This window comes from Microcoleus sp. PH2017_28_MFU_U_A, assembly GCF_020738035.1.
In the GTDB taxonomy this organism is placed as follows: Bacteria; Cyanobacteriota; Cyanobacteriia; order Cyanobacteriales; family Microcoleaceae; genus Microcoleus.
On the sequence record NZ_JAEQCX010000107.1, the window covers coordinates 1 to 24,343 of the forward strand.

The 24,343-nt window shown below is 43.8% G+C and carries 21 protein-coding genes and 1 pseudogene; 7 read left to right on the top strand and 15 right to left on the bottom strand.

All coding sequences use genetic code 11. The annotated features are described in order from the left end of the window. The 4 genes and pseudogenes from JGK14_RS25150 to JGK14_RS25165 all read right to left on the bottom strand — a co-directional run. A pseudogene (locus JGK14_RS25150) lies at positions 1 to 265 on the bottom strand (IS607 family transposase); the annotation flags it as partial. A 535-nt stretch (positions 266 to 800) separates the two neighbouring features. Further along, positions 801 to 2,147: an EAL domain-containing response regulator gene (locus tag JGK14_RS25155; RefSeq protein WP_293184882.1), complete on the bottom strand. Its 1,347-nt coding sequence runs from the start codon at positions 2,145 to 2,147 to the stop codon at positions 801 to 803. A 512-nt stretch (positions 2,148 to 2,659) separates the two neighbouring features. Next, entirely contained in the window at positions 2,660 to 2,929 is a 270-nt protein-coding gene (locus JGK14_RS25160; RefSeq protein ID WP_293184881.1) for a hypothetical protein, read from the bottom strand. Between the two features lie 190 nt (positions 2,930 to 3,119). Then, positions 3,120 to 5,051, bottom strand: coding sequence for a serine/threonine-protein kinase (locus tag JGK14_RS25165; RefSeq protein WP_293277412.1), 1,932 nt, complete (start codon positions 5,049 to 5,051; stop codon positions 3,120 to 3,122). A gap of 175 nt (positions 5,052 to 5,226) precedes the next feature. Here JGK14_RS25165 and JGK14_RS25170 point away from each other — a divergent pair, with 175 nt between their 5' ends. Beyond that, on the top strand, positions 5,227 to 5,643 hold the full coding sequence (locus JGK14_RS25170) for an element excision factor XisH family protein (protein ID WP_293184879.1): 417 nt from the start codon (positions 5,227 to 5,229) through the stop codon (positions 5,641 to 5,643). Beyond that, entirely contained in the window at positions 5,631 to 5,966 is a 336-nt protein-coding gene (locus JGK14_RS25175; RefSeq protein ID WP_293184878.1) for a XisI protein, read from the top strand. Before JGK14_RS25170 ends, JGK14_RS25175 begins: the two co-directional genes overlap by 13 nt. 173 nt (positions 5,967 to 6,139) lie before the next feature. Here JGK14_RS25175 and JGK14_RS25180 read toward each other — a convergent pair whose 3' ends face one another. The 5 genes from JGK14_RS25180 to JGK14_RS25200 form a co-directional block, all read right to left on the bottom strand. Then, entirely contained in the window at positions 6,140 to 7,258 is a 1,119-nt protein-coding gene (locus tag JGK14_RS25180) for a Rho termination factor (modular protein) (RefSeq protein WP_293192786.1), read from the bottom strand. Positions 7,259 to 7,779: 521 nt separating this feature from the next. Then, positions 7,780 to 8,667, bottom strand: coding sequence for a ParB/Srx family N-terminal domain-containing protein (locus tag JGK14_RS25185; RefSeq protein ID WP_293184876.1), 888 nt, complete (start codon positions 8,665 to 8,667; stop codon positions 7,780 to 7,782). Positions 8,668 to 8,673: 6 nt separating this feature from the next. Beyond that, positions 8,674 to 10,164, bottom strand: coding sequence for an AAA family ATPase (locus tag JGK14_RS25190; protein WP_293184875.1), 1,491 nt, complete (start codon positions 10,162 to 10,164; stop codon positions 8,674 to 8,676). Positions 10,165 to 10,513: 349 nt separating this feature from the next. Further along, the gene (locus JGK14_RS25195; protein ID WP_293184873.1) at positions 10,514 to 11,566 is read right to left on the bottom strand and encodes a fatty acid desaturase; all 1,053 of its coding nucleotides are present in this window, start codon (positions 11,564 to 11,566) and stop codon (positions 10,514 to 10,516) included. 237 nt (positions 11,567 to 11,803) lie between these two features. Next, the gene (locus JGK14_RS25200; RefSeq protein WP_293184872.1) at positions 11,804 to 12,097 is read right to left on the bottom strand and encodes a hypothetical protein; all 294 of its coding nucleotides are present in this window, start codon (positions 12,095 to 12,097) and stop codon (positions 11,804 to 11,806) included. A 120-nt stretch (positions 12,098 to 12,217) separates the two neighbouring features. On the opposite strand from JGK14_RS25200, the gene thrC reads away from it, so the two are divergent. Continuing rightward, the gene (thrC, locus tag JGK14_RS25205; protein ID WP_442921480.1) at positions 12,218 to 13,342 is read left to right on the top strand and encodes a threonine synthase; all 1,125 of its coding nucleotides are present in this window, start codon (positions 12,218 to 12,220) and stop codon (positions 13,340 to 13,342) included. 210 nt (positions 13,343 to 13,552) lie between these two features. After that, on the top strand, positions 13,553 to 14,188 hold the full coding sequence (locus JGK14_RS25210) for a Uma2 family endonuclease (protein ID WP_325315615.1): 636 nt from the start codon (positions 13,553 to 13,555) through the stop codon (positions 14,186 to 14,188). 404 nt (positions 14,189 to 14,592) lie between these two features. On the opposite strand, the gene JGK14_RS25215 is transcribed toward JGK14_RS25210, so the two are convergent. Both JGK14_RS25215 and JGK14_RS25220 read right to left on the bottom strand, forming a co-directional pair. Further along, positions 14,593 to 17,661 (bottom strand): CHAT domain-containing protein, encoded by a 3,069-nt coding sequence (locus JGK14_RS25215; RefSeq protein ID WP_293326581.1) that lies wholly within the window; start codon positions 17,659 to 17,661, stop codon positions 14,593 to 14,595. A 142-nt stretch (positions 17,662 to 17,803) separates the two neighbouring features. After that, entirely contained in the window at positions 17,804 to 18,733 is a 930-nt protein-coding gene (locus JGK14_RS25220; RefSeq protein WP_293208363.1) for a hypothetical protein, read from the bottom strand. A 250-nt stretch (positions 18,734 to 18,983) separates the two neighbouring features. On the opposite strand from JGK14_RS25220, the gene JGK14_RS25225 reads away from it, so the two are divergent. Beyond that, complete coding sequence (locus JGK14_RS25225; RefSeq protein WP_293198166.1) at positions 18,984 to 19,334, top strand: hypothetical protein; 351 nt, start codon at positions 18,984 to 18,986, stop codon at positions 19,332 to 19,334. Between the two features lie 63 nt (positions 19,335 to 19,397). Here JGK14_RS25225 and JGK14_RS25230 read toward each other — a convergent pair whose 3' ends face one another. After that, positions 19,398 to 20,039, bottom strand: a complete 642-nt coding sequence (locus JGK14_RS25230) for a hypothetical protein (protein ID WP_293184866.1) — start codon at positions 20,037 to 20,039, stop codon at positions 19,398 to 19,400. A gap of 74 nt (positions 20,040 to 20,113) precedes the next feature. Here JGK14_RS25230 and JGK14_RS25235 point away from each other — a divergent pair, with 74 nt between their 5' ends. Both JGK14_RS25235 and JGK14_RS25240 read left to right on the top strand, forming a co-directional pair. Continuing rightward, positions 20,114 to 21,139 carry a YihY/virulence factor BrkB family protein gene (locus JGK14_RS25235; RefSeq protein WP_293184865.1) on the top strand — a complete coding sequence of 342 codons (1,026 nt, stop codon included), beginning with the start codon at positions 20,114 to 20,116 and terminating at the stop codon, positions 21,137 to 21,139. Positions 21,140 to 21,650: 511 nt separating this feature from the next. Then, the gene (locus JGK14_RS25240) at positions 21,651 to 22,313 is read left to right on the top strand and encodes a hypothetical protein (RefSeq protein WP_293208365.1); all 663 of its coding nucleotides are present in this window, start codon (positions 21,651 to 21,653) and stop codon (positions 22,311 to 22,313) included. Positions 22,314 to 22,488: 175 nt separating this feature from the next. Here the strand turns inward: JGK14_RS25240 and JGK14_RS25245 are convergent, their stop codons facing one another. The 3 genes from JGK14_RS25245 to JGK14_RS25255 form a co-directional block, all read right to left on the bottom strand. Further along, a complete protein-coding gene (locus JGK14_RS25245; protein ID WP_293208368.1) occupies positions 22,489 to 23,181 on the bottom strand; it encodes an MAE_28990/MAE_18760 family HEPN-like nuclease in 693 nt (230 codons plus the stop codon). Positions 23,182 to 23,287: 106 nt separating this feature from the next. Continuing rightward, positions 23,288 to 23,821: a DUF262 domain-containing protein gene (locus JGK14_RS25250; protein ID WP_293184858.1), complete on the bottom strand. Its 534-nt coding sequence runs from the start codon at positions 23,819 to 23,821 to the stop codon at positions 23,288 to 23,290. 194 nt (positions 23,822 to 24,015) lie between these two features. Further along, positions 24,016 to 24,343: hypothetical protein (locus JGK14_RS25255; protein ID WP_325315616.1), on the bottom strand; the 328-nt coding region annotated here is incomplete at its 5' end.

Genomic DNA, 24,343 nt, shown 5'->3' on the forward strand with positions numbered 1-24,343 from the left:
AGTTAAGCCCACTGGCAATGTCGGTAATGAGTTCGGCTGATGGATAGAGTTCCAATAATTTTGCAATTTGTCGGTCAAGGTCGGCTTTTTGATGCAGACGGTCGACTCTGGCGTAGAGGATAGTTCTTTGATTAGTTTTGCTAAATCCGGCATCAGAATTAATTAAATATCGTCGTTGACCGGAGGGTGTGCGAATGGCGGTAATAATACCATCTTTTTCCCATCGCCTGAGCGTATGTAGGCAAACTCCAAAATGTTCGGCTGCTTGCCTTGGGGTTGAGTAGCCAAAAGTGAATAATGCTGAATATTCGGCTAGTTTAACACATTATTCAGATAATTCAATCAAAATTCAGTAAATCAATCAACAGGAGAATGCTCTCAAAAAGCTACAACTTTTCAAGAGGGAGCGTCAACTTTTCCGCAGAAAAAAGCAGCTAAAAGAAAGAATTGGCTCTTCAGTACCTTTTTTGCTGAATTTTTCATTAAGCACGATCGCTTGGCTGTAAAATCCCGGCTTCTAGCCTAAACTTTGCCCCCAAGCCTCAAAGGCTAAGAATCATAACTAGGCTGATTGCCCGGTAAGGGTTTAGGCCTAGCTTACAGACTTATTGAGCATAACGCGCTAGTAGGTAAGCGCTACCAAACGTCACTATGTAATAATTGTAAACTATCCAAATGCCAAGAAAGTAGCACTCCTGGGCCCTGTTTACATACTGTTACATGGTTCAGTTTGATAGCGCCTACCTACTTAATGAAGAGCCAAAGAATTTCATTTTATCATACAGAAATCCTGGTAACACTTAGACTATTCCTAGACCTGACATGGTAAGGTTTTTAGATTTTTCGGGTTCGGAGACAGGGACAAAAGGTATAACACGAGCAGGTGCTGCTACTGGGGGCTGAGCGAACAAACGCTGGTTGGCAATCAACATACTTTCAATTATCGCTGCCGGTTCGGGGCGGCTGAACAGATACCCCTGCATGATATCGCATTGGTGCTGTTTCAAGAAAGCTAGTTCTGCTTCTGTTTCTACTCCTTCTGCAATTACTGTCATATTTAAGCTGTGACCCAGCAAAATTACTGCTGTGGTAATAGCAGCATTTTGAGCGTCTTCGCTGGCATTTCGCACGAAAATGCGATCGATCTTTAAGCTGTCAAAAGCAAATTGCTTGAGATATCCTAAAGTAGCATAACCGGTGCCGAAGTCGTCAATGGCAATCCGAATTCCGAGAGCTTTAAGTTCGTTTAAAGTTGCGCCTGCGACTGTCGCATTTTCTACCAGAGCGCTTTCGGTCATTTCTAATTCTAAATTAGCAGGCTCCAAGCCTGTAGTTTCTAATATTTGCACGATTCGGGCCTTGAGTTCGGGGTCGGATAACTGCCGGGCCGACAAATTTACTGATATCGTAAAAGGCGAGAACCCCGCCGCCAGCCAACTCGCGGCTTGAGCGCAAGCTGAAAGCAGTACCCACTCGCCAATCTGAATAATTAAACCTGTTTCTTCGGCTAAGGGAATAAATTCAGCGGGAGAAATTATACCTCGATCGGGATTTTGCCAGCGCACCAAAGCTTCAGCGCCGATAACTTGTCCGGTAGCAATATTCACCTGGGGCTGATAGTATACTTGAAACTCACCTTGTGCTAAAGCGTGGCGCAGCAGAGCTTCTAGAGCCAACTTTTCAGGGGAGAGGACACAAACCTTTGTAGAGTCGTTAGCTAAATCTTTGAGTCTGGCTTCTGCTTGGTGAAGCGCAACTGTCAGGGGTTGGGTAATAGTTTGCCGTTTCGAGACGCGAGAAGCGATCGCCCCCAACAATTCAGCCTTAGTAAACGGCTTTGTTAGGTAATCGTCAGCCCCCAATTCCATCCCCCGACGAAAATCGGTTTTGGCACTTTGAGCCGTGAGGAAAATAAATGGAATTGTAGCAGCCAGGGAGTTTTGTCGCAGAGTCCGCAACACGTCATAACCGTCGAGTTCCGGCATCTGTACGTCGCACAAAATTAAGTCTGGGATCTCCGAAAGTGCCATCTGCACCCCAAATCGACCGTTTTCTGCCACGATAACTCGGTAGCTGTGAGATTCCAGGAGTTGCACAAGAGTCTCCCGGATTAATTCGTCGTCTTCAATGACTAAAATTTTGAGCATGATACTTAGATAACAGATGGCACTATATATCAGAACCTGACTAACTCTAGCATACTCAAACTTGACAGTTACTGATTAGGCCAATTAGCTAATAAATTTTTAGCCAAATGGCTAAAGATTTTCCCTCGGTTCTTAAGTGACAATCAAAGAATTGGCAAAATTCGCAATAGTTTTCGATCGCTTTCAAAGGCATACAACTGTTGCGCCCGACTATTTTAATAAGATTTAATAACGAAATATTGGTTTTTTCTCATAAAAAATGCCGCCAACACTTTCAATACGTGGATGGTGGCATTTTTTATATAATGTCGGGTCAATTCGCTTTAAAAAGTGTTCGATCGTTCTGGCTTCATTCCTGGGATGGATGCGGACTAAAGTCGGAACGATCAAACCAATTTTATTTTGTCGTTTCAGGGGACATCATAGGATGGACTGATGGATGCGGACTAAAGTCCGAACGATCAAGCCAATTTTATTTTGTCGTTTCAGGGGACATCATAGGATGCGCTGCCTTAATTCACAGGTTTAGTGGAATTCGCGCAAAACTTGTCATCTACAATTGCAGAATTGATACTGACAGCTTGCATTGATGATGACGGAATGATGAGGTCTCGCGGAACTACAAGTGTCTTTTTGCAAACTAACTCGCTGCTGCCTACAGAGGCAAAGTTCCAAGCATAAAATTCGGGATTGCTGACTGTCGCACTGGCAGAAGATAAACCTAATGCAGTCATTAATACTAATCCCAAAGTTACTAAAGCTACGATCGCAAATCTCAGCATATTCTTTGTTTGAACCGGAAAATTTACCCGCTCGGGATTACTTCATTATGGCTCGATCGCCCTCAAGGCGTCAATAGCCTTGAGTCGATTTTAGATTTACTCCGACCGATGAGTCAGTGAGCTTGAACGGGAGTCTCAAATTTTCGACCGCGACAGGAGTCGGGGGCTAAGATCCGTTTTGGGATGGGGGTTATTTCGTCTCCAGATTCAACTCGTAGGCGATCGGCTCGGATGACTGAGAAACCACCACGAATTCATAAAAACCAGCATCATCGAGAGTTCCCGACCAACTCACCTCCTCTGCATCTTCCAGTAAAGCCTTGGCTTTGTTGGTGCGCCCAGGAGAATAAATTGATAGCAGAGTTGATTTGCGCGGAGCTTGCAAATTTACGCTCAAAATCTGATTTTGGGCGAACCTGGCAATGTAAGCTTTGCCTTCTCCGGGCTTGAGATTTCCTTTAAGGGTTTTGTTGTTCGCGCGGCGGTCAAATTCGACGCTTTCAAGAGTTGCTCCTGCTTGCAAAGAGGCGAGGGCGTCGGCGGTAATTGCTTGCCAAATTTGTCCGATCGGCAAACCGATGATATTTTTATTCCGTGGGTGCTGTGGAAACCAATAAAAGAACTTGGCATCAGCCAAATCGTACAGCGCTCGACTGCTCAAATTCAGCTTGTTAACCTCGGCTTTGGAGCGATCGAGATCGGCAGTCTCGTAACTGCCCAACCGCGCTCTAGCATCGCTGCTAAGGTTTTCGAGCTTGTTGAGCAAGTCGTCGCCGATTTTCTGCCACCTTTCGCGCCATTGGCGATCCTCGTCGCCTTCTTTTAACAGCCGCCCGTTTAATTCTGGGTATTTGGCATAGAAATTCTCATCTACAAGGTTGACGTAACCGTTGTAGAATCGATCGTCAATTTTAAGCCGAGAGTAGCGATCGCGCAAAGCATCCTCTTGCTGCTGCTTCGGGCCCGGAGTCACGGGAATCTTCTGCACTTTTGATTGCAGGTTTAACACATAATTGCCCGCAAACCAGCCAACTCCGCCCATACTCGATAGCACCGCCACTACGAACAAAAACATTTTCCAAGCAGGCATCTTTTGCTGATTGCCGATCGTGGCCACTCGCACTGGAGTTCCCGGAAGCTTCGGGGCGGGGGCTGGCACGGGTATGGGTGCGGCCAGAGGTGTGTAGTCCGGCGGTGGCTGCGTGAGTCCCAAATCCGGCTGTGGGGATGGCTGTGGCTGTGGCTGTAACAGCGGATTGCCGGAGAGAGCGAGCAAAACCTCGCGAGCCGAGGAGTAACGCTGGTTCGGCTGCTGAGCGAGCATTTTATCCAGCACCAGGGACAAATTCGGAGAGAGAGAACAGTGCGATCGCCAGTTCCAATTCAGTGTCTGACTGTCGAGCAATTCATGCGGTTCCTTCCCTGTCAACAACACCAAAACCGTCGCAGCCAGAGCGTACAAATCGCTGTGGGGAGACACAATCCCCATTTGCATCTGTTCGACGGGAGCATAGCCGAGTTTGCCGATGCGAGTCGCGGGGGTGGGAGTGGCGTTAGCTTCAGTTTCAGCAAATAGAGATTCTACGGTGGCGGCGATTTGTTTGACTCCGCCGAAGTCAATGAGCACGGGCATTCCGTCAGACAAGCGCAGAATTAGGTTGTCGGGGGAGATGTCGCGGTGAATCACTCCCAAGGAGTGAATGTATTCGAGGACTGGCAAAATTTGAATCAGCAGTTGATTGATTTCTGCTTCGATGAACCGCAAACCCTGACGCTTCCTGGCATCCAGCAGGAAGCGGTAATTTTGACCGGGTACGTAGTCTTGGACGAGAAATAGGTAGCCTCGATCGACTATACTGACGCGAAACATTTCGCGGAAGCGCGGGATTTGGTTGTGTTGTAGCTTGTAGAGCACTCCGGCTTCGCGCTCGAAGAGTTCCTCGGATTTTTGTAAGGCGTAACTTCCTTGTACTTGGGGCGCAAATTCTTTTAAAACGCAGGGTTCGTTAAATCGGTGGGCATCTTCAGCGAGGTAGGTGCGTCCGAAGCCTCCGTGTCCCAATTCGCGGACTATGCGGTAGTGGTTATTGAGAGTTATGCCGGGATAGATAGGATTAGTCATCACTTATAGGTGGATTTTGTAAACTGTCACGACTCCTGTTTGCTCGGACTATAAGAAATATTATCCTTAATTGGTATTGAAGTTCGATCGACAAGTAGTTTTCCGCGGCTATGAGTTGGGAAAAGCATTGTGTTATTATATAATTAGGGTAACAGTTGATGGTTAAGCTTAGAATATGCCAGCAAAAGACATCTACCACAATAATGTCAGAACAGCCCTGGAAAAGGACGGGTGGACAATAACCAAAGATCCGCTACCATTAAAAATTGGCAAACGTACTCTCAGTGTCGATCTAGGTGCAGAAAAACTATTTGCCGCCGAAAAACAAGGTCGCAAAATTGCTGTAGAAGTCAAAAGTTTTGTGAGTGCTTCACCAGTTCATGACTTAGAACAAGCTGTTGGACAGTATATTGTTTACGAAGATATTCTACAGCGATCGGAACCTGAACGGATAATATATCTGGCAATCCGTGCAGAAGTTTATGCAGAAATTTTTTCTGAACCTATTGGGCAGATTTTGCTAGAAAACAAGAGATTTAAACTAATAGTTTTTGATTCATTAAAGGAGACAGTTATCAGATGGATAGACTAGATGAATATCGCCAAATTGTTCGCAATGTTTTAGATAGTTATGCCCAGATTTCTTACGGACACGGAGAAATTAAAAGCAGCGTTATTGTCGATCGCGAACAAAACAATTTTTTACTGATGCACGATGGCTGGCAAGGGCCTAAAAGAATTCACGATTGTATCGTTCATGTGGAAATTATTGACGGAAAAATCTGGATTCAACAAGATGGTATAGAAACGGGAATTACCGCAGAACTTGTAGAATTAGGAGTGCCTAAAGACAAGATAGTTTTAGGGTTTCATCCGTATCACGTTCGGCAGCATACGGGATATGCGATCGCCTAAACCAGCTTACAATACAATAAAATTGGGCGTTGCTGAAACTAGCGAGTTTCGGAGGCAAATCATACTCCTTTCTCAGCAACGCCGAAATTTGTATCAAAAGCCCGATCGCGCATTTTGCATAAAAACGCGATCGAACACCAAACAATTAGTTTTAACTCTTAACAATTACCGCTTTATTTGCCATCAGCTTCTCTGAGCGCAGCCAGAATTTCCGGTCGTTTCATGCGCGCGTAGCCCCGCACTTTTCGGTCTTTGCCGATCGCCTTCAAGCGTCTCAGCGAAAGAGTATCGTAGTCTTCCTCGTCTTCCTGCTGTTGCTGCTGGGGCGGAAACGGCAATTCTAACTGCAACTGCGGTAGCTGAGGTTTCGACTGCGCCTTCGACTGCTTCTTAGCCTGGGTTTTTGGCTGCGCCTTCGACTGCTGTTTCGGCGGTGTCTCGGGCTGTATTTCTGAGTGCGTCGCAGCGGCTCCCAGTTGGCTGCGGAGCGTGGCAATTTGATTTTTTAGGTCATTTTCTACGTCTGCGATCGTGTCAGCCACAAACTGATTAATTATTTGGACAGTGCGATCTAATTTGATTGACAACAATTTTTCCAGTTCATCCAACTGTCTCAACACACCTTCAAGATTCATCTCCGAAATAACCTCCGATTTCGGAGAACTATTGCTGCCAGATTGTTCAATTTTTTTAGCCAATTTATCTACCTTTTCATGAAATGTTTTTTCAACTTGTTCTAGCAGATGCTTTATCTGTGTTATTTGATCGCGATCGAAGTTCTGCTCGGCTAGAGCTTTTACTTGTTTTTTTAGCAGGTCTTCATTCTTTTTAACAGATTGTTCTATTTGTTTTGTTAGACTCTCTACCTTTTTTTGAAATGATAGCTCAAATTGTTGCAGTAGAGTCTCAAGTTGTGCAGTTTTTTGAGTCGGCTGCGGAGCTAAATGTTCCATTTCTGCTTGAGCCGCAACTACCTCCTCGTCGGTCATTTCAAAAACCCAAGCCCACATTTGCTCAAGGCCGAGTTCTTTCGCAACAATACACCAATCTGAGCCGCAGACAACTTCGTATTCTTCTTCGTTGCTGTAAGCTTCAGTAGGACGTACAATTAAAGGAATTAAGTTGCTGCCTTGCTCGATGAGACTTCTCCTGAGAGCTTCCCGACGTTCGCGAGGGATTTCTCCCCCCTGAGTCTCTGGTACTGCAATTTGGGAAGTATAAATCTGACTGTGACTAATTGGCTTAATCCGCAAATATTCTACTATTCGGTTTTGATCTTGCGATCGATCCATCTTCTTACAAGTCCCCTTTTGTCATTAAAATCAGGTGTTTGGGTAATTATATATATTTGCACTTTACAGCCTGGGTTTTAAGTGCCACAGGACTAACTCAAGAACTCTAATGATAGGGTGCGAGACAAACACCTTACTCAGACTTTGGTTAGTTAAAGGATTTGTTGGCCTGAGTCTCTAAATCTGGGAGAGATATCGGCGGCGTGCTGTACCTGTGCGGCTGGCTGTGGGGTGAGGGCCCGGGCGATCCTGCAACGAGGGCTTCGCTAACGGCAAAACTGACTGCAATTCCTACAAAAAATCGACTGTGATGAGTTTAACTGGCTGGGGGACACAAATTATACACTGCTTCACTCATCTTTACTTTTTTTGGCGATCGGGCGATCGCTACCGTGTTCAGGTTTAGCAGGAATTGCCAGTTGTGAGTATTTTTGCTCCTAGTCAATCACCTTTCAGAAATCCGGTTTTAACTCTTGTGGGGTGGGCTTCTAGCCCGCCCCCAAAAAAGCAATTGAGACGGCTCACAACTTATGAGTATTTTGCCAGTAATCAATAATTTTAATCATTGTTTTGTCGCCTAGCCCTTGAATACGTTCCACCACATTGGCAAATGACACAAACGGCTTCACATCTCGCTTTTCGTCGAGGATTCGTTGTATAATTTTATCGTTCACTAACTTAGTATATTCAAAATTCGCTTTCAGTTGAGATTTATCTTGAGTATTGAGTGCCTCCAACAGCGACATTGGTTGAGAAGTTACCTGTTCAACTTCTTGCACAGTATCTACCAAAGTCGATTTTTTAGATGCAAGCTCGGCTTTAAACTCATTAATTCTGTTAGCCAACTGCGCTTCAATTAACAGAGGTAATTGTTGGGCAATTAGGTTTTCAATTTCTTGTATTCTCTCGGCTAACAACTCTTTTTCACGGGCGTGTTCAGCTTTCAATTCATGAATTTGAATTTCTAACCGGGCTTCAATATTTGTCACTCGCTGCTCTAAACTAGATGAGGCTTCTAGAGTTTGAATTTCAACTGAAGCCTCAGTTATTGATTGCTCTTTGATAGTTTCACTTTCACCAGCATTCTCAGTGATTGCGGTTTTTCTGAGAATTTCTAGTTGTTCCAGGAGAAGTTCTTCATTTTCTGGTTCCAGGATGAATGCTCCAATTGTCTCGCCCTTGAGAGGTTCAATTTCCTTTGCTCTCGCCGCCGCATAGTATTCAAAATTTCCGTCTACTATTTCGTAAGCATCCATACTGGTACGGCGGACAATGATCGGGTTAATCAAGCCTCCGGCGTCTAAAATAAGTCTAGCTAATTTATCTAAATCGCGATCGGCAAAATTGGAACGGGGAACTGCGGAGGTAATTCTTTTGACTGCAACCAGTGACGGAGATAATTTTTTCATAAGTTTTTACTGACCTATTTTTACCAAAACTTCTTCGGCTAGCATTTCAAATTCTTGGGATGAAGTGCAATCCGGTTTAAAATCTAGCACCGAAATCGGATCGGCGATTTCCATATTGCCCACGATTTTAAATAGTTCTGCACACTTTGCTAAATCCTCTCTCTCATAAATTACGCTGTCCATAATTTCCAGGCCGTAGCGTTTGGGAATAGCCTCCCTCCGCTTGGGCAAACTGTACTGTACAAACTTAGGATTGGGTGAGATTTTGCAAGGGAGGATGCCTAAAATTTCTAAAGGTTTTTTGCCGATTTGTTTTTTGAATCCATTGACTTTTTTGATAAAATCCTTGACATTAATCAATCCTTGATTGGCAAAAGGTTTTAAGTCAGAAGGAATAATTAAATAATCCGCAGCAATCAGGGCAACTCTGGCGAAAAAATTCAAAGATGGCGGCGTATCAATCAGTACAATATCGTACTTATCTTCTACTTCCGCTAGTTTTTGAATTAAAATCATGCGACTGTAATCTAGTTGATTTAGTTCCGTTTCATAGTACATTAAATCGATGTGGGAAGGAACTACATCGATTTTAGGATTGCAAAAATTAGACTCGCGGGCTACTTCGGCGATGGAGTAAAAATCCTCTGATTGCAAAACTTGAAGAATATTGCAATCTTTCAAATCATCTTGTTCTTCATCTTCAAATTTGACCAAACCAGTTGCAAAGGTTGTGTTTGCCTGACTGTCTAAGTCGATGACTAGGACTCTTTTACCTTCCTTGCTCAGGGCTGCGGCTAAATTGACTACAGTTGTAGTTTTACCGACGCCGCCTTTGTTGTGGTAAACTGCTATTATTTTCATACTATTTTGCGGGGTTTGGGGAATGATTAAATCGGATGATTTAACTAAAATATCTTCAGGTATTTGTTCGGGGGATGAGACTTGAATGATTTCAGGTTCTGCGGTGGCGGGATTGTTTTGTTGTACCGATACTTCGGCAATTAACTCAGGAGTAACTAAATTAGTTTTACTATCTTCCAGTTCTAGATTATCTGGATTTATTACAAACTTTAAACTATCTCTGCCAATTAAAGCTATAATTTCATCAATTCTACTTTCAAGGTCTTGTCCGGCGCACTGAAATGCTAGCTGAATATCATCGCTCACTCTTGCATAAATTCTAATTTCTTTCCCGTTAGTTATGAGTCCGTAGCGGATGCTTAAACTTGTTAAGTAACGCTTCAGTTTCCGCCGATGGCGGTCTAGATTTTCCTTGGGATGTTTTGCTTCCATGACTAAACTCATGGGCGAGTCTGCATCGAACACTATGGGGATAACTTGGGTGGCAAAGGAAAGGAAGTCTAGGCGAATATTCCCAAAGGCGATTTCTTGGTGCCAAGTGTCGGGGGTATAGCCGAGTTTTGGCAACAAATAACTGACAATGAGTTTGCTTTCTACTTCGCTTTCGTTGCGACAGTTATTGGGATTGAAAATCATGTTTCATGGGGAATTGGGAATTGGGAATTGGGAATTGGTAATGGGTAATTGGGAATTGGTGTCAACTTCATGTCAAATGTAATCTAATGTTTGACTATTAGCCCCGCTGATCCCCCCTAACCCCCCTTAAAAAGGGGGGGACAAGAGTAATTTCAAAGTCAACCCCTACTCCCCTTAAAAAGGGGGGACAGGCAATGCTCAAAGTCCCCCTTTTTAAGGGGGATTTAGGGGGATCTAGACTGCGCTAAAAGCAAGATTTATCAAAAATTCTAGCTAGGGATTGTGATATTAATAAAACCCGGTTTGTTTAACAAAACCGGGTTTTTAGGGGATTTATCGCGTTTCAAACTTATTTGGTTTGAGCGTGAAATTCCTCTAATGTTTGATAGCCACCAGCGGGGTTGTACAGGTGACAGTTGTCTGCAATCCGCTTCATTAAAGACCAAGAAAATTTGGTTTCATAGAGATGAGGTTGCCAGTTTTCCTTTAAGCTGCTGTGGGCTAGGCGCAAGTTGTACCAGGGTATAGCAGTTGAAAGGTGGTGGGGAACGTGCACGTTAATGTCGTGGCACAGAAACTCAACCCAGCGGGGATAGTCGCAGTGAACTGTTCCCGATAGTTGTGCTTGGGCTTCGTTCCATTCTTCTGGTGCTTTAAATGAAATGTCTGGCGCTGTGTGGTGAACAATGGTGAAGGTGCTCATCCAGAAGTGGTAAACCATCCAGGGCATCAACCAAAATTTGATGAATCCCCAAATGCCTGTGGTGGCTATTAAAGTCGGAAATACGATCGCAGCACCGATCAAAACCACAAAAACCGAAAACCGCACTTGTTCGCGTTGTTGACCTTCTTTGAAGCGCCACCACATAAAGTGTACTTTTGCCCAGTGGGCGATCGATCCAATCCACCACATTGGGCCGAAGATTAAACGATAAGCTATTTGTAATGCTTTGGGCGCGGCAGCGTAGCTTTCTGCTGTCATTGGTTGCCAAGCATTATCTTCACCAATTTTGTTGGTGTGCTTGTGGTGATAATTGTGTCCGTGACGCCATGCGTGAAACGGAAAAATTAACGGGAGAAATGCGAGATGTCCGACTAAATCGTTTACCCAGCGACGGTTGGCAAATGACCGGTGTCCGCAGTCGTGGCCTATCACAAAAAAACCGGTTAATCCGGTACCTGTGAAAATCCACATCAGGGGCAGTAAATACCAAGGTGATACTGCTAGGCCAAAATAACCAACAGCAACTAGAAGAACGTTGACGATGACTTTTGTCCAAGCTTTGCGAGGGTTTTTGACAAATACTTCGCGCGGCAGGGTTTGGAGAATATCTTTGAGGCGCAGGTTGGAAGTGTCCCTTGCGGATGTCAAATTTAGTGGTTTTTCGATCGATGCTGTCATAAATTGATGTCTACTCTCCGTATGCCAAGTGGATGGCTTAACAAAATTAACGCAGTAAAATATCAGCTCGCTACTAACAATTAGCAGACGAGTTGAGCACTAGGCAAGCGCGTTTTCGCAAATGCTAGCAATCGCTAGCCGCGGATTAAATGGCTAGCGCTTTTGGTTAAAAAAAACACTGCGGTTAACAAAACTTTACTTTTTATACCACAGGGGCGGCACAATTAGCACGAGTTGTTACTGGTAATTGCCGTTGCCCACAGCAGAATTTTTGCCGATCGCAACTTGAGATCCAGCAACGGAGCGCTGCTGTTTGAGGGTTTGGACTTCCAGCAGCAAGGAGTCGATTTCTGCTTGCAGGTGCAGGAACTTAACTTGCTGATCGGCTTGGTAGGGGCACTTCACCGAATCTACTTTGCGCGCAAAACCCGTCGATAGCGTAGCAGAACTAGCGATTTCGGGATTGCTAGCCGTGACTTGAGGCCGAGAAAGAGTGGAGGAATTATTTGACATTAGTAATTGAGTAGACATATCTACACATTCACACCATTAAGTTACTTTAACCTGAACGGATCGTATCAAACATTAAATTAACCGATCGAGCTAAAATTAGTGTAAATTCTTTGCCAAAGCCTAGAAACCATTGACATCGTGACCCTGATTCTACCTGTAACTGACTCTGCTGCTAACTCCGCTGCCCGCGCAGCCTCGCCGAAACTTCACGGTTGGCCGGGCTTGATCGAAGCTTATCGCCCCTACCTGCCGGTGACTGAAACCACGCCGGTAGTGACACTCCAAGAAGGCAATACTCCATTGATTCCAGCACCTGCGATCGCCTCTCTCATCGGTAGAGATGTGCGCGTGCTGGTGAAATACGACGGCCTCAACCCCACTGGTAGTTTCAAAGACCGGGGGATGACAATGGCGATTTCCAAGGCGAAGGAAGCCGGCGCCAAAGCTGTAATTTGCGCCAGTACCGGCAATACTTCGGCAGCGGCAGCAGCCTACGCCAGACGCGGGGGGATGCGGGCTTTCGTGTTGATTCCCGAAGGTTATGTGGCTTTGGGCAAGTTGGCCCAAGCTTTGCTTTACGGTGCGGAAGTCATTTCGATTGTCGGAAATTTCGATCGGGCTTTAGAAATTGTCCGCTCCATGGCAGAAAATTATCCTGTAACTTTGGTCAACTCCGTCAACCCTTACCGCTTGGAAGGCCAAAAAACCGGCGCTTTTGAAGTGGTGGACGCCTTGGGCGACGCCCCCGACTGGCTGTGCATTCCCGTGGGAAATGCGGGAAACATCACAGCATACTGGATGGGTTTTTGTCAATACCACCAAGTGAATAAATGTTCGCGTTTGCCACGAATGATGGGATTCCAAGCAGCCGGAGCAGCACCGTTGGTAACGGGTGTACCAGTGGCGAACCCAGAAACTTTGGCGACAGCAATTCGGATCGGCAACCCTGCTAGCTGGAAACAGGCTGTTGCTGCTTCCGAAGCCAGCCGCGGCAGTTTTTCTGCTGTCACCGACGAAGAAATTCTCGACGCTTACCGCTTGTTAGCATCCGAAGAAGGGATTTTCTGCGAACCAGCTAGCGCTGCTTCTGTCGCCGGTTTGCTGAAGGTAAAAGACCAAGTTCCAACAGGAGCAACGGTGGTTTGTGTACTCACTGGTAATGGTTTGAAAGACCCAGATACGGCAATTAATCACAGCAAGAACAACTTTAAGCAAGGAATTGCTCCGAATTTGGATGCAGTAGCTGGCGCGATGGGATTTTAAGCAGAAGGAAGAGAGAAACGGCACGGATTTGAACACGGAGACACGGATGAATTTAACTGAGTTTTATTTCAGGAGATATGAATACTCTCTGTTCTCGTCTGTGTCTTTTCTTCTTCAGTCAAGCGGATTTCCTTGATGGGAGCCAAATCCGTTACCGAACTTCCTTCGGCTATAATAGGATTATCTGTCAAACACTCTTGAGAAAAAGTTATGTTACTAACCAAACCTCGTGCCGATCGAGTTGTTATGTATAATATCAGTTGGCAACAATTTGAGAACTTGCTCGCGGATCTCGGTGAAAGCCGTGCTGCTAGATTCGCCTATGACAATGGAACTTTAGAAATTATGACACCCTTACCCGAACATGAATACTACAAAGAAACGATCGGCGATACTGTTAAAGATATAGCAGAAGTGTTGGAGCAAGATTATGCAAGTTTAGGATCAACCACTTGGAAGCGAGAAATCCAAAAAGCTGGAGTAGAACCAGACAATTGTTTCTACTTCCAAAATGAGCCAAAAATTCGCGGCAAACTCCAGTTTAATTTGGAACAAGATCCGCCGCCGGATTTGGCTTTAGAAATAGACGTAACGAGTAAATCTCTCAGTCGTTTTCCCATTTATGCTCGGTTGGGTGTTCCTGAAATTTGGTGTTACGATTCGGGTGAACTCAAAATTTACCAACGGTCGGGGAAAGAATATATAGAGGTACAAACTAGCTCAATTTTTCCAAGTCTTCCGATACAAGAAATACCAGAATTAATCGAGCAAAATCGTTATTCTGGGCGGCTTTCTCTGCGTAAAGCCGTGCGAGCATGGGCGAGAGAAAAATCGGGAGAACTCTAAGATATTTTTCAATCAAATTTAGACTAATATCATGAGCCGATAAAACTTCTTAATATGCCCATTAGCTTAGCGACATTATTCAGGAAATATTCATTAGGATCGATTTCAACTACAGAATCAAATAATTTCATAAATTTCCAGTTATATCAAGATCCTCGGCGGTTGAAACCGCGTCTACACAAACGAAGTCCGCGCAACGCGAGACTAAGAAATAGGACAGGCAAGATGCCTGTTCCACTCTTAGTTAAAATTTCTTGTGGGGTGGGGGACAAGAGTCTTTTCAAAGTCCCCCTTCTTAAGGGGGATTTAGGGGGATCTAGACTCAACTACAAGCGACATTTCCTATGGTTTTGAGTCTGAAGTTGACACCAATAGCCGAATCTCTAGCCCCTAGACGCGACATTCTACATTTCCCCCTGAGAAATCCATGCACCCCAAAAATAGGGATGAGATAACAATTGATAATCGGGGTTAGCCTCAATAAACTCCTCTGAAATAACTTTTTTATCATCGATAAACTCATCGACAATATCACAACCCAGAGGAAATTGTCGTAACTCCTGAATCGTAATTGTGCGAATATAAGATTGAGCCTTTAATAAAGCTTCTCGCTTACCTAAACCCTGCTCAACATCACTTAAAAACCGATCCATCAACAACAGAGAAACACGGGTAGGAACTTCCCACAAACTCATAATTAAAGCCTTACATCCCGCCACCGCAAAGGCACGCCGCAGCCCAAAAACTCCCTCTCCTAATTGCACGTCTCCCAAGCCAGTTTGACAAGCAATTAAAATCGTTACTTCATTTTCCCATAAATCAATCCCGGCCACATCCTGAGCTAATAATAATCCTTTCCCCATTTTCTTTGCATCCTCTGGTAAAGTTTTCCCTTGTCGCGAAGTATTTGCCCCAGCAAAGGCTAAACCCGCACGAATCATGGCATTATTAGCCGGGGCCACGGCAAAGCGATCTAACGGGTTTTCGGTGAGGTTGAGTGAGGGACTTTCTGGTTCAAAATAGCCATGCGTGGCAATTAATAAAATGCGGGGACTTGCTGTTTGAGATAACAGGGTTTCTACCGCTTCATCGCCTAAATAGAGATTGGGAATGGCTAATTTTTTTGCAATACTTTTGGCTAGGGGTTCGGTTTCACGAAGGGGCTTAAAGTAATTGTCATGTGAATCTTGGGTTTCAGATGTCTCTTCACTAGGAGGATCGGGGTAGTCAAAATTAGGATTGGCAATAATTAAGGATTCGGAGGCGGTACGGTCTGTTTCAAGTTTCCATCTTAAAACATCTTTGCCACTACTGAGATAACTGATTTGATAATTATCCCTTAATAACTGTTGGCCGGTTTCATCGACGGGCAAAACGCCAAAGGGAATCAGGCTTAATTGGAAATCGGGGGCGATAAAAATGTTTTGGTAAGGTTGCAGAATCGAAAGGAGAGGTGTAAATATTTTTTCGCGTAGGGCGTTGGGATATTCGGGGTTATATTGATACTTCTTGAAAAGAGTACCCTTTTTATTGCCCTTTCCTTGTTTTGAAGGAGTTTTTAATTCTAAAACTTGACGCACTTTTTCAATTAACTCGTCAATGGGTTGGGCTTCACCTAATGAAATCATCTGCACCGCATCGGAATCTTCGGCGAGTAAAATAAATGCCCAATATTCGGCAGACTTCCAGTTTTTACCTTCGGGGGCTGTAAAATCATAGCGATCGAACCGCACATATTCCACTAATACGGCATTAGCGGGTAATTCCAACGCAACCGCCCGACGATCTACGGTTTGATGTTCCAGTTGAATTTCAGGAACTTGGGTGGCTAGTTCTTTTTCTAATTGTTGAGATTGTTGTTCTAATTCCGCAATATCTTTTTGATACTCTCCCAAACGAGTATGATAAACTTCTATGGGTTTTTCTATATCTGGAAGGGGAGGGTTATTGATGCGGTGATAGAGTTGTTCTTGCAGAGAACGGAGGCGATTAAACTCGGGTTTGAGGTGGGAATAGCGTTGACTGTGGATGGCAAAGTTAAACGCCGCTAGCGCCGCCGCCGTCATAGATTTGCGTTTGAGAACGACATCTAAGGCTTTTTGGACTTGTTCGGGAGAGTTGGAGAAATATTGAGAAACTAAGGAAAGGAAAGCATCAAAATTGACTCTACTATTTTTAATGGATTTTAGTCGCTCTTGTTCTGAACTAAAGGCAAAATTAAGACGAATCAACCGATCGTCCATTTCGATTGCTTCGTGCATTTTTTCAAATGCTGCTTTGGGCCGATGCATAGCTGCTAAAAGTAATCCCAAGTTATTGAGACTGAGTAACACATCAGGATGAGCGCCTGTAAATAGGCGTTGGTAAATCTCTAATGCCTGTTCGTAGAGAGGTTCTGCTTCCGGATAAAGTCCTTGGAAGTCGTAGAGTTCTGCCAAGTTATTGAGACTGGTTGCCACATCAGGATGGTCGCCTTTAAAGAGGCGTTGCCACATCTCTAACGCCTGTCTGTAGAGAGGTTCAGCATCCCGGTAGCGTCCTTGGGATCTGTAGAGTGATGCCAAGTTATTCAGACTTTTTGCTAAATCAGGATGGTCGTCAGAAAACAGGCGTTGCCACATCTCTAATGCCTGTTTGTAGAGAGGTTCAGCATCCCGGTAGCGTCCTTGGGATCTGTAGAGTTCTGCCAAGTTATTCAGACTGATTGCCACATCAGGATTGTCGCCTGTAAATAGGCGTTTTGTCATCTCTAATGCCTGTTTGTAGAGAGGTTCAGCATCCCGGTAGCGTCCTTGGGAGTCGTAGAGTAATGCCAGATTATTAAGACTGATTGCCACATGAGGATGGTCGCCTTTAAAGAAGCGTTGCCACATCTCTAATGCCTGTTTGTAGAGAGGTTCAGCATCCCGGTAGCGTCCTTGGGATCTGTAGAGTTCTGCCAAGTTATTCAGACTGGTTGCCACATCAGGATGGTCGCCTTTAAACAGTCGTTGCCACATCTCTAACGCCTTTTTGTAGAGAGGTTCAGCTTCAGAGTAGTCTCCTTGGGATTCGTAGAGTCCTGCCAAGTTATTCAGACTGGTTGCCACATCAGGATGGTCGCCTTTAAACATCCATTGCCACATCTTTAATGCCTTGTTGTAGAGAGGTTCAGCTTCACTATAGCGTCCTTGGAATTGGTAGAGTAAGCCCAAGTTATTCAGACTCGTTGCCACAGCAGCATGGTCGCCTGGAAATAGGCGTTGTTTCATCTCTAATGCCTGTTGGTAGAGAGGTTCTGCTTCGCGGTAAAGTCCTTGGGTTCTGTAGAGTGATGCCAAGTTATTCAGACTGGATGCCACATCAGCATGGTCGCCTGAGTGAAGGGATTTAGCTAAGATTAATGCTTGTTCAGCAACGAGTATCGCTTCATTGAATTTGCCTTCGTTATACAGTTCAACCACTTCTTTATTCAGGTCTTCAATTGTTTTCATAGCAAATATTCCTGTAGGTTAAAAGTAAATTTTGTCGATAAAAATGGGGTTTATGCTATTCTCCACAAACCCCAAGAAACCAGCTTTTTGCAGAATTTAAGGCTGAGAAACCCAGTCTATTGTGCAAAAGCCTGTTTCTGTATTACCCCTGAGAGTTAACAACCAAATATTCCGTATATAATACCTCAGCGTTCGTTTGACCATTCACATAGTCCAAAATTTCTGCCAAATGCTCTTGATTGACTTCTAAGGCTTTCTGGCGACTATCTTCCAACCACTGAAAAGGCGGTAATTCAGGAGTAATCACAGCAAGCAGTTGTTCCCATCCTAGCTCATCCAAGCCAAAAGACTCATACTCGTCGGAGTCAGGATGAGGTAACACCGTCTCTTTCCCTGCATGGTAGGATGAGGGGGCATATTCCGAAGGACACAAACAAACTATCGTGCCGTTAGGTTCCCGTTCCAATAAGATTAAATATCCGACTTGGGGAGAAATCACTCGATAAATTAAATCGCTATTAACTGGGATTTGTTGACGTTTGATGTTGCGTCGATTGCCCATACTTCCTAATTGCGGTTCCCATATCTGCACAATTAATTCTGATTGAATTTCTTTATCTGTAGCGGGCTGGTATTTTTTAGCTTGCGTTTTTAATTCGTTCCAACATTCTTCGATAGTGCGCGGTTTAATTAAACCCTGTTCTTTTGCCCATTCAGGAAACTTAACTTTTTGTAACCATGCTTTACCTATTTTCCAGCGGCCTCTTTCAGTTCCCCCAAAGTCGCACCCTGCATCTTTCAGCTTGTCGCAAATTACCTGTAAACGATCGCGCAAAATAGCAGCCGCCGCATCTACACTTTTTTTAGTATCATTCGGATTTTTCTCTTCCTTTTTAGTTCCCTCTAGTAATTCACCTTGCCATTCATCAGCTAAAGTCCTATCATTCGATTCTGCATCTTTTTCGCAGAACCGCAGCAAAAATACTATCAGATTTTTGCCAGTAAAGCCAAATTTCGTTGCCATTGCTGCAAGAAAGTCTTTTTCATGGTCTTCATACCTGGGTAATTTCATTGCCTTTACCTTTGAGAGACGATAATATCAGTCTATCAATGCTTCCGAAACCTGGCAAGTACCCAACCACTTGATTCTACCAGTTTCTACTAAATTCTACTTTGGAAGTATCCAACCACTTAATTCTACCAGTTTCTACTAAATTCTACTTTCTTTTGACATCTATTTATATCTACATAATCCGTTCTCAAAATTTGCATTTTCAGTTAAACCCTCGTTATTATCGTTGTAAGTTTTAGAGGAAACCACCATGTTTAACAAAAATAAAAAGCTCATAGAAGAATTGGAAGGCTTGGAGGACTTAAAAGAAAGACTCATTCGCCTAGAGGTCAAACAAGAGCAATACCAACGGGAGTTTGAAGTTTATAATCAGGATATTGCTAAATTCCAAAAAACAATCGAAGAATTCGAGGGCATTCTTAAACCTTTTCAGATAATTTGTACCTTAATTACGCAAACGCCTGGAGGCCTAAAAACTTGGGTACTCGCAGTAACGATCGCTGCTACAATTGGTTTAGTCGCGGTCGATGTTTCCATCCGTGCGATCGGAGTAAAACCATTTATCAGGTTTCTAATTGAAGAAACCAAAACTTTAAAATGATTTCCGATCGCCCATCGCCATAAACCCGATGCGAGTGTTGGAATACAGACTACAGACTAATGACTAATTCCCAAACGGCGGTAAATCGAGTAACTGGTTTTTAGAAGGTGGAAGCTGGGCGGGATTCCGGCCAATTTGCGCGGGATTTTGGCGGATTTCGATCGCAGTTTCGCCCGGATTTGCAGTGCGAGTAGGGACTATTTCGAGAGAATAGGCTGGTGATGGTTCCATTTTTGCAGTAGGAATAGTTTGTGCTTTGGTGAGCAAGTCAACGGCGTCTGCTAGGGCGGTGGTTAAATTTCTGCTAGTCTCGGCGTGACGGGCTTCTTCTTGTTTGAGGGCTTGGGTGAGTTGTTTGATTTGTTCGATCGCCCGATCGCGCTCTTCGAGAACTTCTGTTAACTTAGTTTTAAGTTCCCCAACTGTATGCAGTTGTTCAACCTCATGCTGGCGAGCAACTCCAGCCTCATCGCCTTCCGGCGCAATCGGGGAGAAACTTTGAAATTCCTGTATCTGTGCTTCCAAAGCATCGATGCTTTGCTGAGTTAACTTAGCATCATTCCGGCGCTGCTCAGCTTCAGTATTGTAGAGTTGGCGCCATTGAGCCGCACTTTCACCAGCGTCATCGCGATCGCGCGAAACCTCTGTCAACTGCTGTTGTAGTCGCTTAATTTCATCTAACCACTGTCTGATATCTTGAGACATATTGTTTATTTTAGATTTTAGATTTTAGATTTTAGATTAGTCATTGGTCATTAGTCATTGGGAATTTGTAAGCTATGAACATTTATTACTGGTTGCGCTACCTGATTTTAGCCTTGTTTAAGGCACTTTTGAGGCTGCTGAGAGCTGTCAAAACGAAATTTGGTGATTTTTGGCTGTTTTGTCGCTGTTTGACTTGGAGCACGCTCAAAGAAGTCTGCATGAAAGCGGGAGAGCAGCGGTTACCCGGGCTGTCTGCCGAAATGGCCTACAATTCTATGCTGGCGCTGTTTCCTGGGCTCTTGGCTATCTTGTCGGCGATCGCCCTGTTTGAACCTTTGCAATCAACACTGTATCAAATGGCCGGTCTTTTGGGCAAAGTTATACCCGATGAAATCCGAAATTTGATTAGGAGTTCCCTCACAGAAATTCTTTCAATACGCAACCAACAGCTATTTTCACTAAGTTTTGTAGTATCGCTGTGGGCATTTTCTGGAGTAATGAGCGCCGCGATGGCCGCCCTCGATCAAATTCATCAAATCCCGGCTACTCAAACTCGATCTTTTGTTAAAGCAAAACTTATTTCTATTTCTCTAAGCATTGGTACAATTTTGCTACTAATCTTAGCATCAGGAGTTGTCTTTGTCAGCGACTTAATTGTGCAAGCTATTGCCCGCCAGAGTTGCCTGTTAGAGTCGGTAGCAAATTGCAATTTAAAAGATGTCAAGAGTTGCCTAATGTTTCTGCCAGATTGTCCCTTAGAAGCACAATTATTAGGTATTTGGCGACTGTGGCGTTGGCCTAGCACCTTGGGCATTGTATCCCTTGCCTTTGCCTTTGTTTACCGCTACGGGCCGAGCCGCCGTCACCCAGAGACACCGATTTTTTCCGGGGCTGTGTTTGCAGCTCTGCTATGGGCGATGCTTTCAGGTTTATTTCGATTTTATGTTTTGAATTTAGGCAATTACAATTGGACTTACGGCACGATCGGAACTTTTATCGTTTTGCTGCTCTGGCTTTATCTGTGTTGTTTGGCGATGTTGATCGGTGCTCAGTTAAATGTGACTGTGGGAAAGGCAATGAAACAATCAAACAAATGGTAATTGCTAAAGTAGTTAGTAGTTAGTAGTTAGTAGTTAGTAGTTAGTAGTTAGTAGTTAGTAGTTAGTAGTTGGTAGTTGGTAGTTGGTAGTTGGTAGTTGGTAGTTGTAGGATGTGTCGCCACCAAAAATCTCTAGCTACCTATCGACAATTTAACAGCTCCGCACTCGACCCCAATGGTATGATAAACAAACATAATATTTATTTTGTAGCATTTTTTTATCAAAACGATCTTATTAATCAAATCAAATAAAATGAGTTTCAGCAGTAAGACGAAACAAACAGAAAACTAAATTATTAAATTTTGTCACTTACCGGATATGAGATTATCGGCGCAGTACAGTGCTGAGTATACCCGCAACAAAAGACAGAAAAATCAGTATCCAAATAACACCACCGGGAAGGAATGTTAAGAGGCCAACACCTCTAAGAATCCAAACTAATAAAGTTATCCCTAGGACAGTCCAGAAAATGCGGGTTGATAGTCGAAGTTGCAATCTAGGAGAATTAGTCATGTTGAATATAAAAATCTTATCTGGATCAATGATAGCTGTTTTGCTGGCGATCGCCAGTCACTTCACCTTCATCTCGACTCCCGGCGCTGCTGTGGCGCGCGCAGGTGCAAATACTCTGGGGGAAGTAGCCAATGCTGCTGCAAAACCTTCCTCTGCAAGTGTAGCAATTGGCGATCGCACAATTGGCGAAGCAAAAATCGGCATGACTTTGGGACAACTCAAGCAGGCTCTAGGTTCCACAGCCCAGTTTAAGGTAGAGTCTCCTTTTATGGTAGACTTCGATGCAGTGGCGATTAGTCGATCGGGAAAAGTACAGTATCGGATTATCTACGCTGCGGGTACAAAGCTGAAAGATGCGGATGCGATCGAACTTTTGATGACTGACAATTCTAATTATAAAACAGCTCAAGGCGTCGGGCCAGGAATGACATTAAAACAAGCCGAGGCAATTTACGGCAAGACTACTTTATCTTATAATGTGGATAATGAATCGAGAGAAAATGTGGTTTTTGCCAACCAGCCGAGCAAGAAGTTCTTATTTGTTCCCAAGGCTGAAGGGAAACAATTTGCAGGAGTTTATGGCGCGGGTAAAGGGGGATTTTTTGAGACTAACAAGTATCAACCGAATGCTGTAATTAAGTCAGTGATGGTGCGGAAGTAGCCTTCGCATCATTCCTAGAAACCGGGTTTCTTCGGAGATATCTCGCCACCCAACCAAAATTACCCTAGAAACCCGGTTTCTTGCCCCTCCCATCATTCCCAGAAACCGGGTTTCTTATGAGATATGTCGCCACCCAACCAAAATTACTCTAGAAACCCGGTTTCTTAGCCTAAAATTAAGGATTATTTGTATTTACGTCCAAATACTCTTGATTGTCCAGATAACTTTTAACATTCTCAAGTATTTGATGCAAATACTCTATGACTTCTTCCTTCATTTCTAATAGTTCCTCAATAGCCTGATATCCCCCCACTTCTTCAAAAGACTTAATCCCGTGGGCTAAATCATTTCTATTACTTTTAATCACTACAAGATTTTGCCCATTTTTGGTCTTAGCAAAGTCTGTTTGATATGAAAAACCGTATTTGTCTGCTATTTCTTTAATTAACCTAGCATCCACATTTCCTGAAAACAGTTCCTCGCGTTCAAATGTAGCTGTGATTATATCAGTAGAGAGTTGATTAATTGTTAAATAAATTTTCTTAGGAGAACGATTTTTAAGATTTTGGAGGACAATCAGTTTAATTTCTGGTTTGAGTTTGTCAAAGGTGACTGCTTTATTTTTGAACTCCTCAAATATGGCTTCAATCGCATTTCGCATAGTGGATTCAACCAAGTTATATAGCAACAAAAAACCATTGGCTTTGAGCGTTTTTGCTAACTCTGGATCTAGGCTTTTAATTTGGTAGTTGCCAGTAGTATCAAGTAAAGCTAACTGCGTTGTCTGTTTTTCCAGGCTGTCCAAAAATACAAAGTAATCATCCACATCTTTAGCACGTATATTAAATTCTAAGAATACAGTTTCCATGATTATATTCGACTGCCAACATATTGAATATGCACAAATTATTTTGATTATACCAATAATTGCAGCAGTATATTTTGTGCTTTATTGAAATTTCTTTACTTGGCTGTTAAAATGATTGTATCCGTTCAAATACATCTCTTCGGACTTCCTCGTTGGCAGCTTGGGTTAGTTGGATAATCCGAACTGTAGTTCGGTTGAAGTTTCTCTGACGAGAAAGCAGTAGATCGGCAAACTTAAATCCATTTAATTGCTCTATTTTTTCGAGTCCACTTAATGTTAATTCGTTATTGATAAATCTAGCTAGGGTAAGAATGCGTTGTGCGCCGTCTACGATCTCTAAACGTGGTTCATCATTTTCATCATGACGGATCTCAACAACGAATATATAAGGTATTGGTATCCCCCAAATTACAGACTCAATAAACTTTGATTGCCTGGTGTCATCCCAAACAATTTGACGTTGGTAGTCTGGAATAAACAATTTATTAGTATCATCGTTAATTCCTTCCAGATATTTTTGAACGAGTATTTCGACTGGATACTGTTTCGTGTCGTAATTAATTTGCTGCCGCTTGTCGCGAATTTCCATTTCAGCGGCATTTCTGTCTTGAAGCGTAATTTGTTCTAGTTGCGATCGCATATTTTTAACTAACGAAGAAGCACTGTATATACGAGCATTTTACCACAACCCAGGGTTGATAAAGTCCTGTTCGGAGAATTTTAGTCTTGAGGCTACCGCAGTGTAAATTCTGATTTGACTAAGATGGTACGGCCGATCGCCCTTAGCAACAAAAAGAGCGATCGCCAAACAGAAATCGCCGCGAAGATTAAAATCTACAACGCGCTGCTGAGGGAATTAGAAGCACGATCGCGCAATGCCTCCAAACGATTACTTTCCCCGTTTAAATCGAACACAACCTCAAACTTAACGTGGGGTATAGTTTGTCGCAAAAACTGAAAATGCCCCTCTGCATCGGAGCGACTGCGGCAGCGGGCGACAATTATCCATTGCCCAGAGGGTAACAAACGGGCGATCGCCCAACAACACAAGCGGTCTTTGTATTTGATACTCCCCAGCCCGCTCCGGGACGGGGATTCTTGAAGAGTCCAAATGCGAACTTTCAAAGGCGAAATCAAAGCGCCTCTACTGACTCCTTCAAGA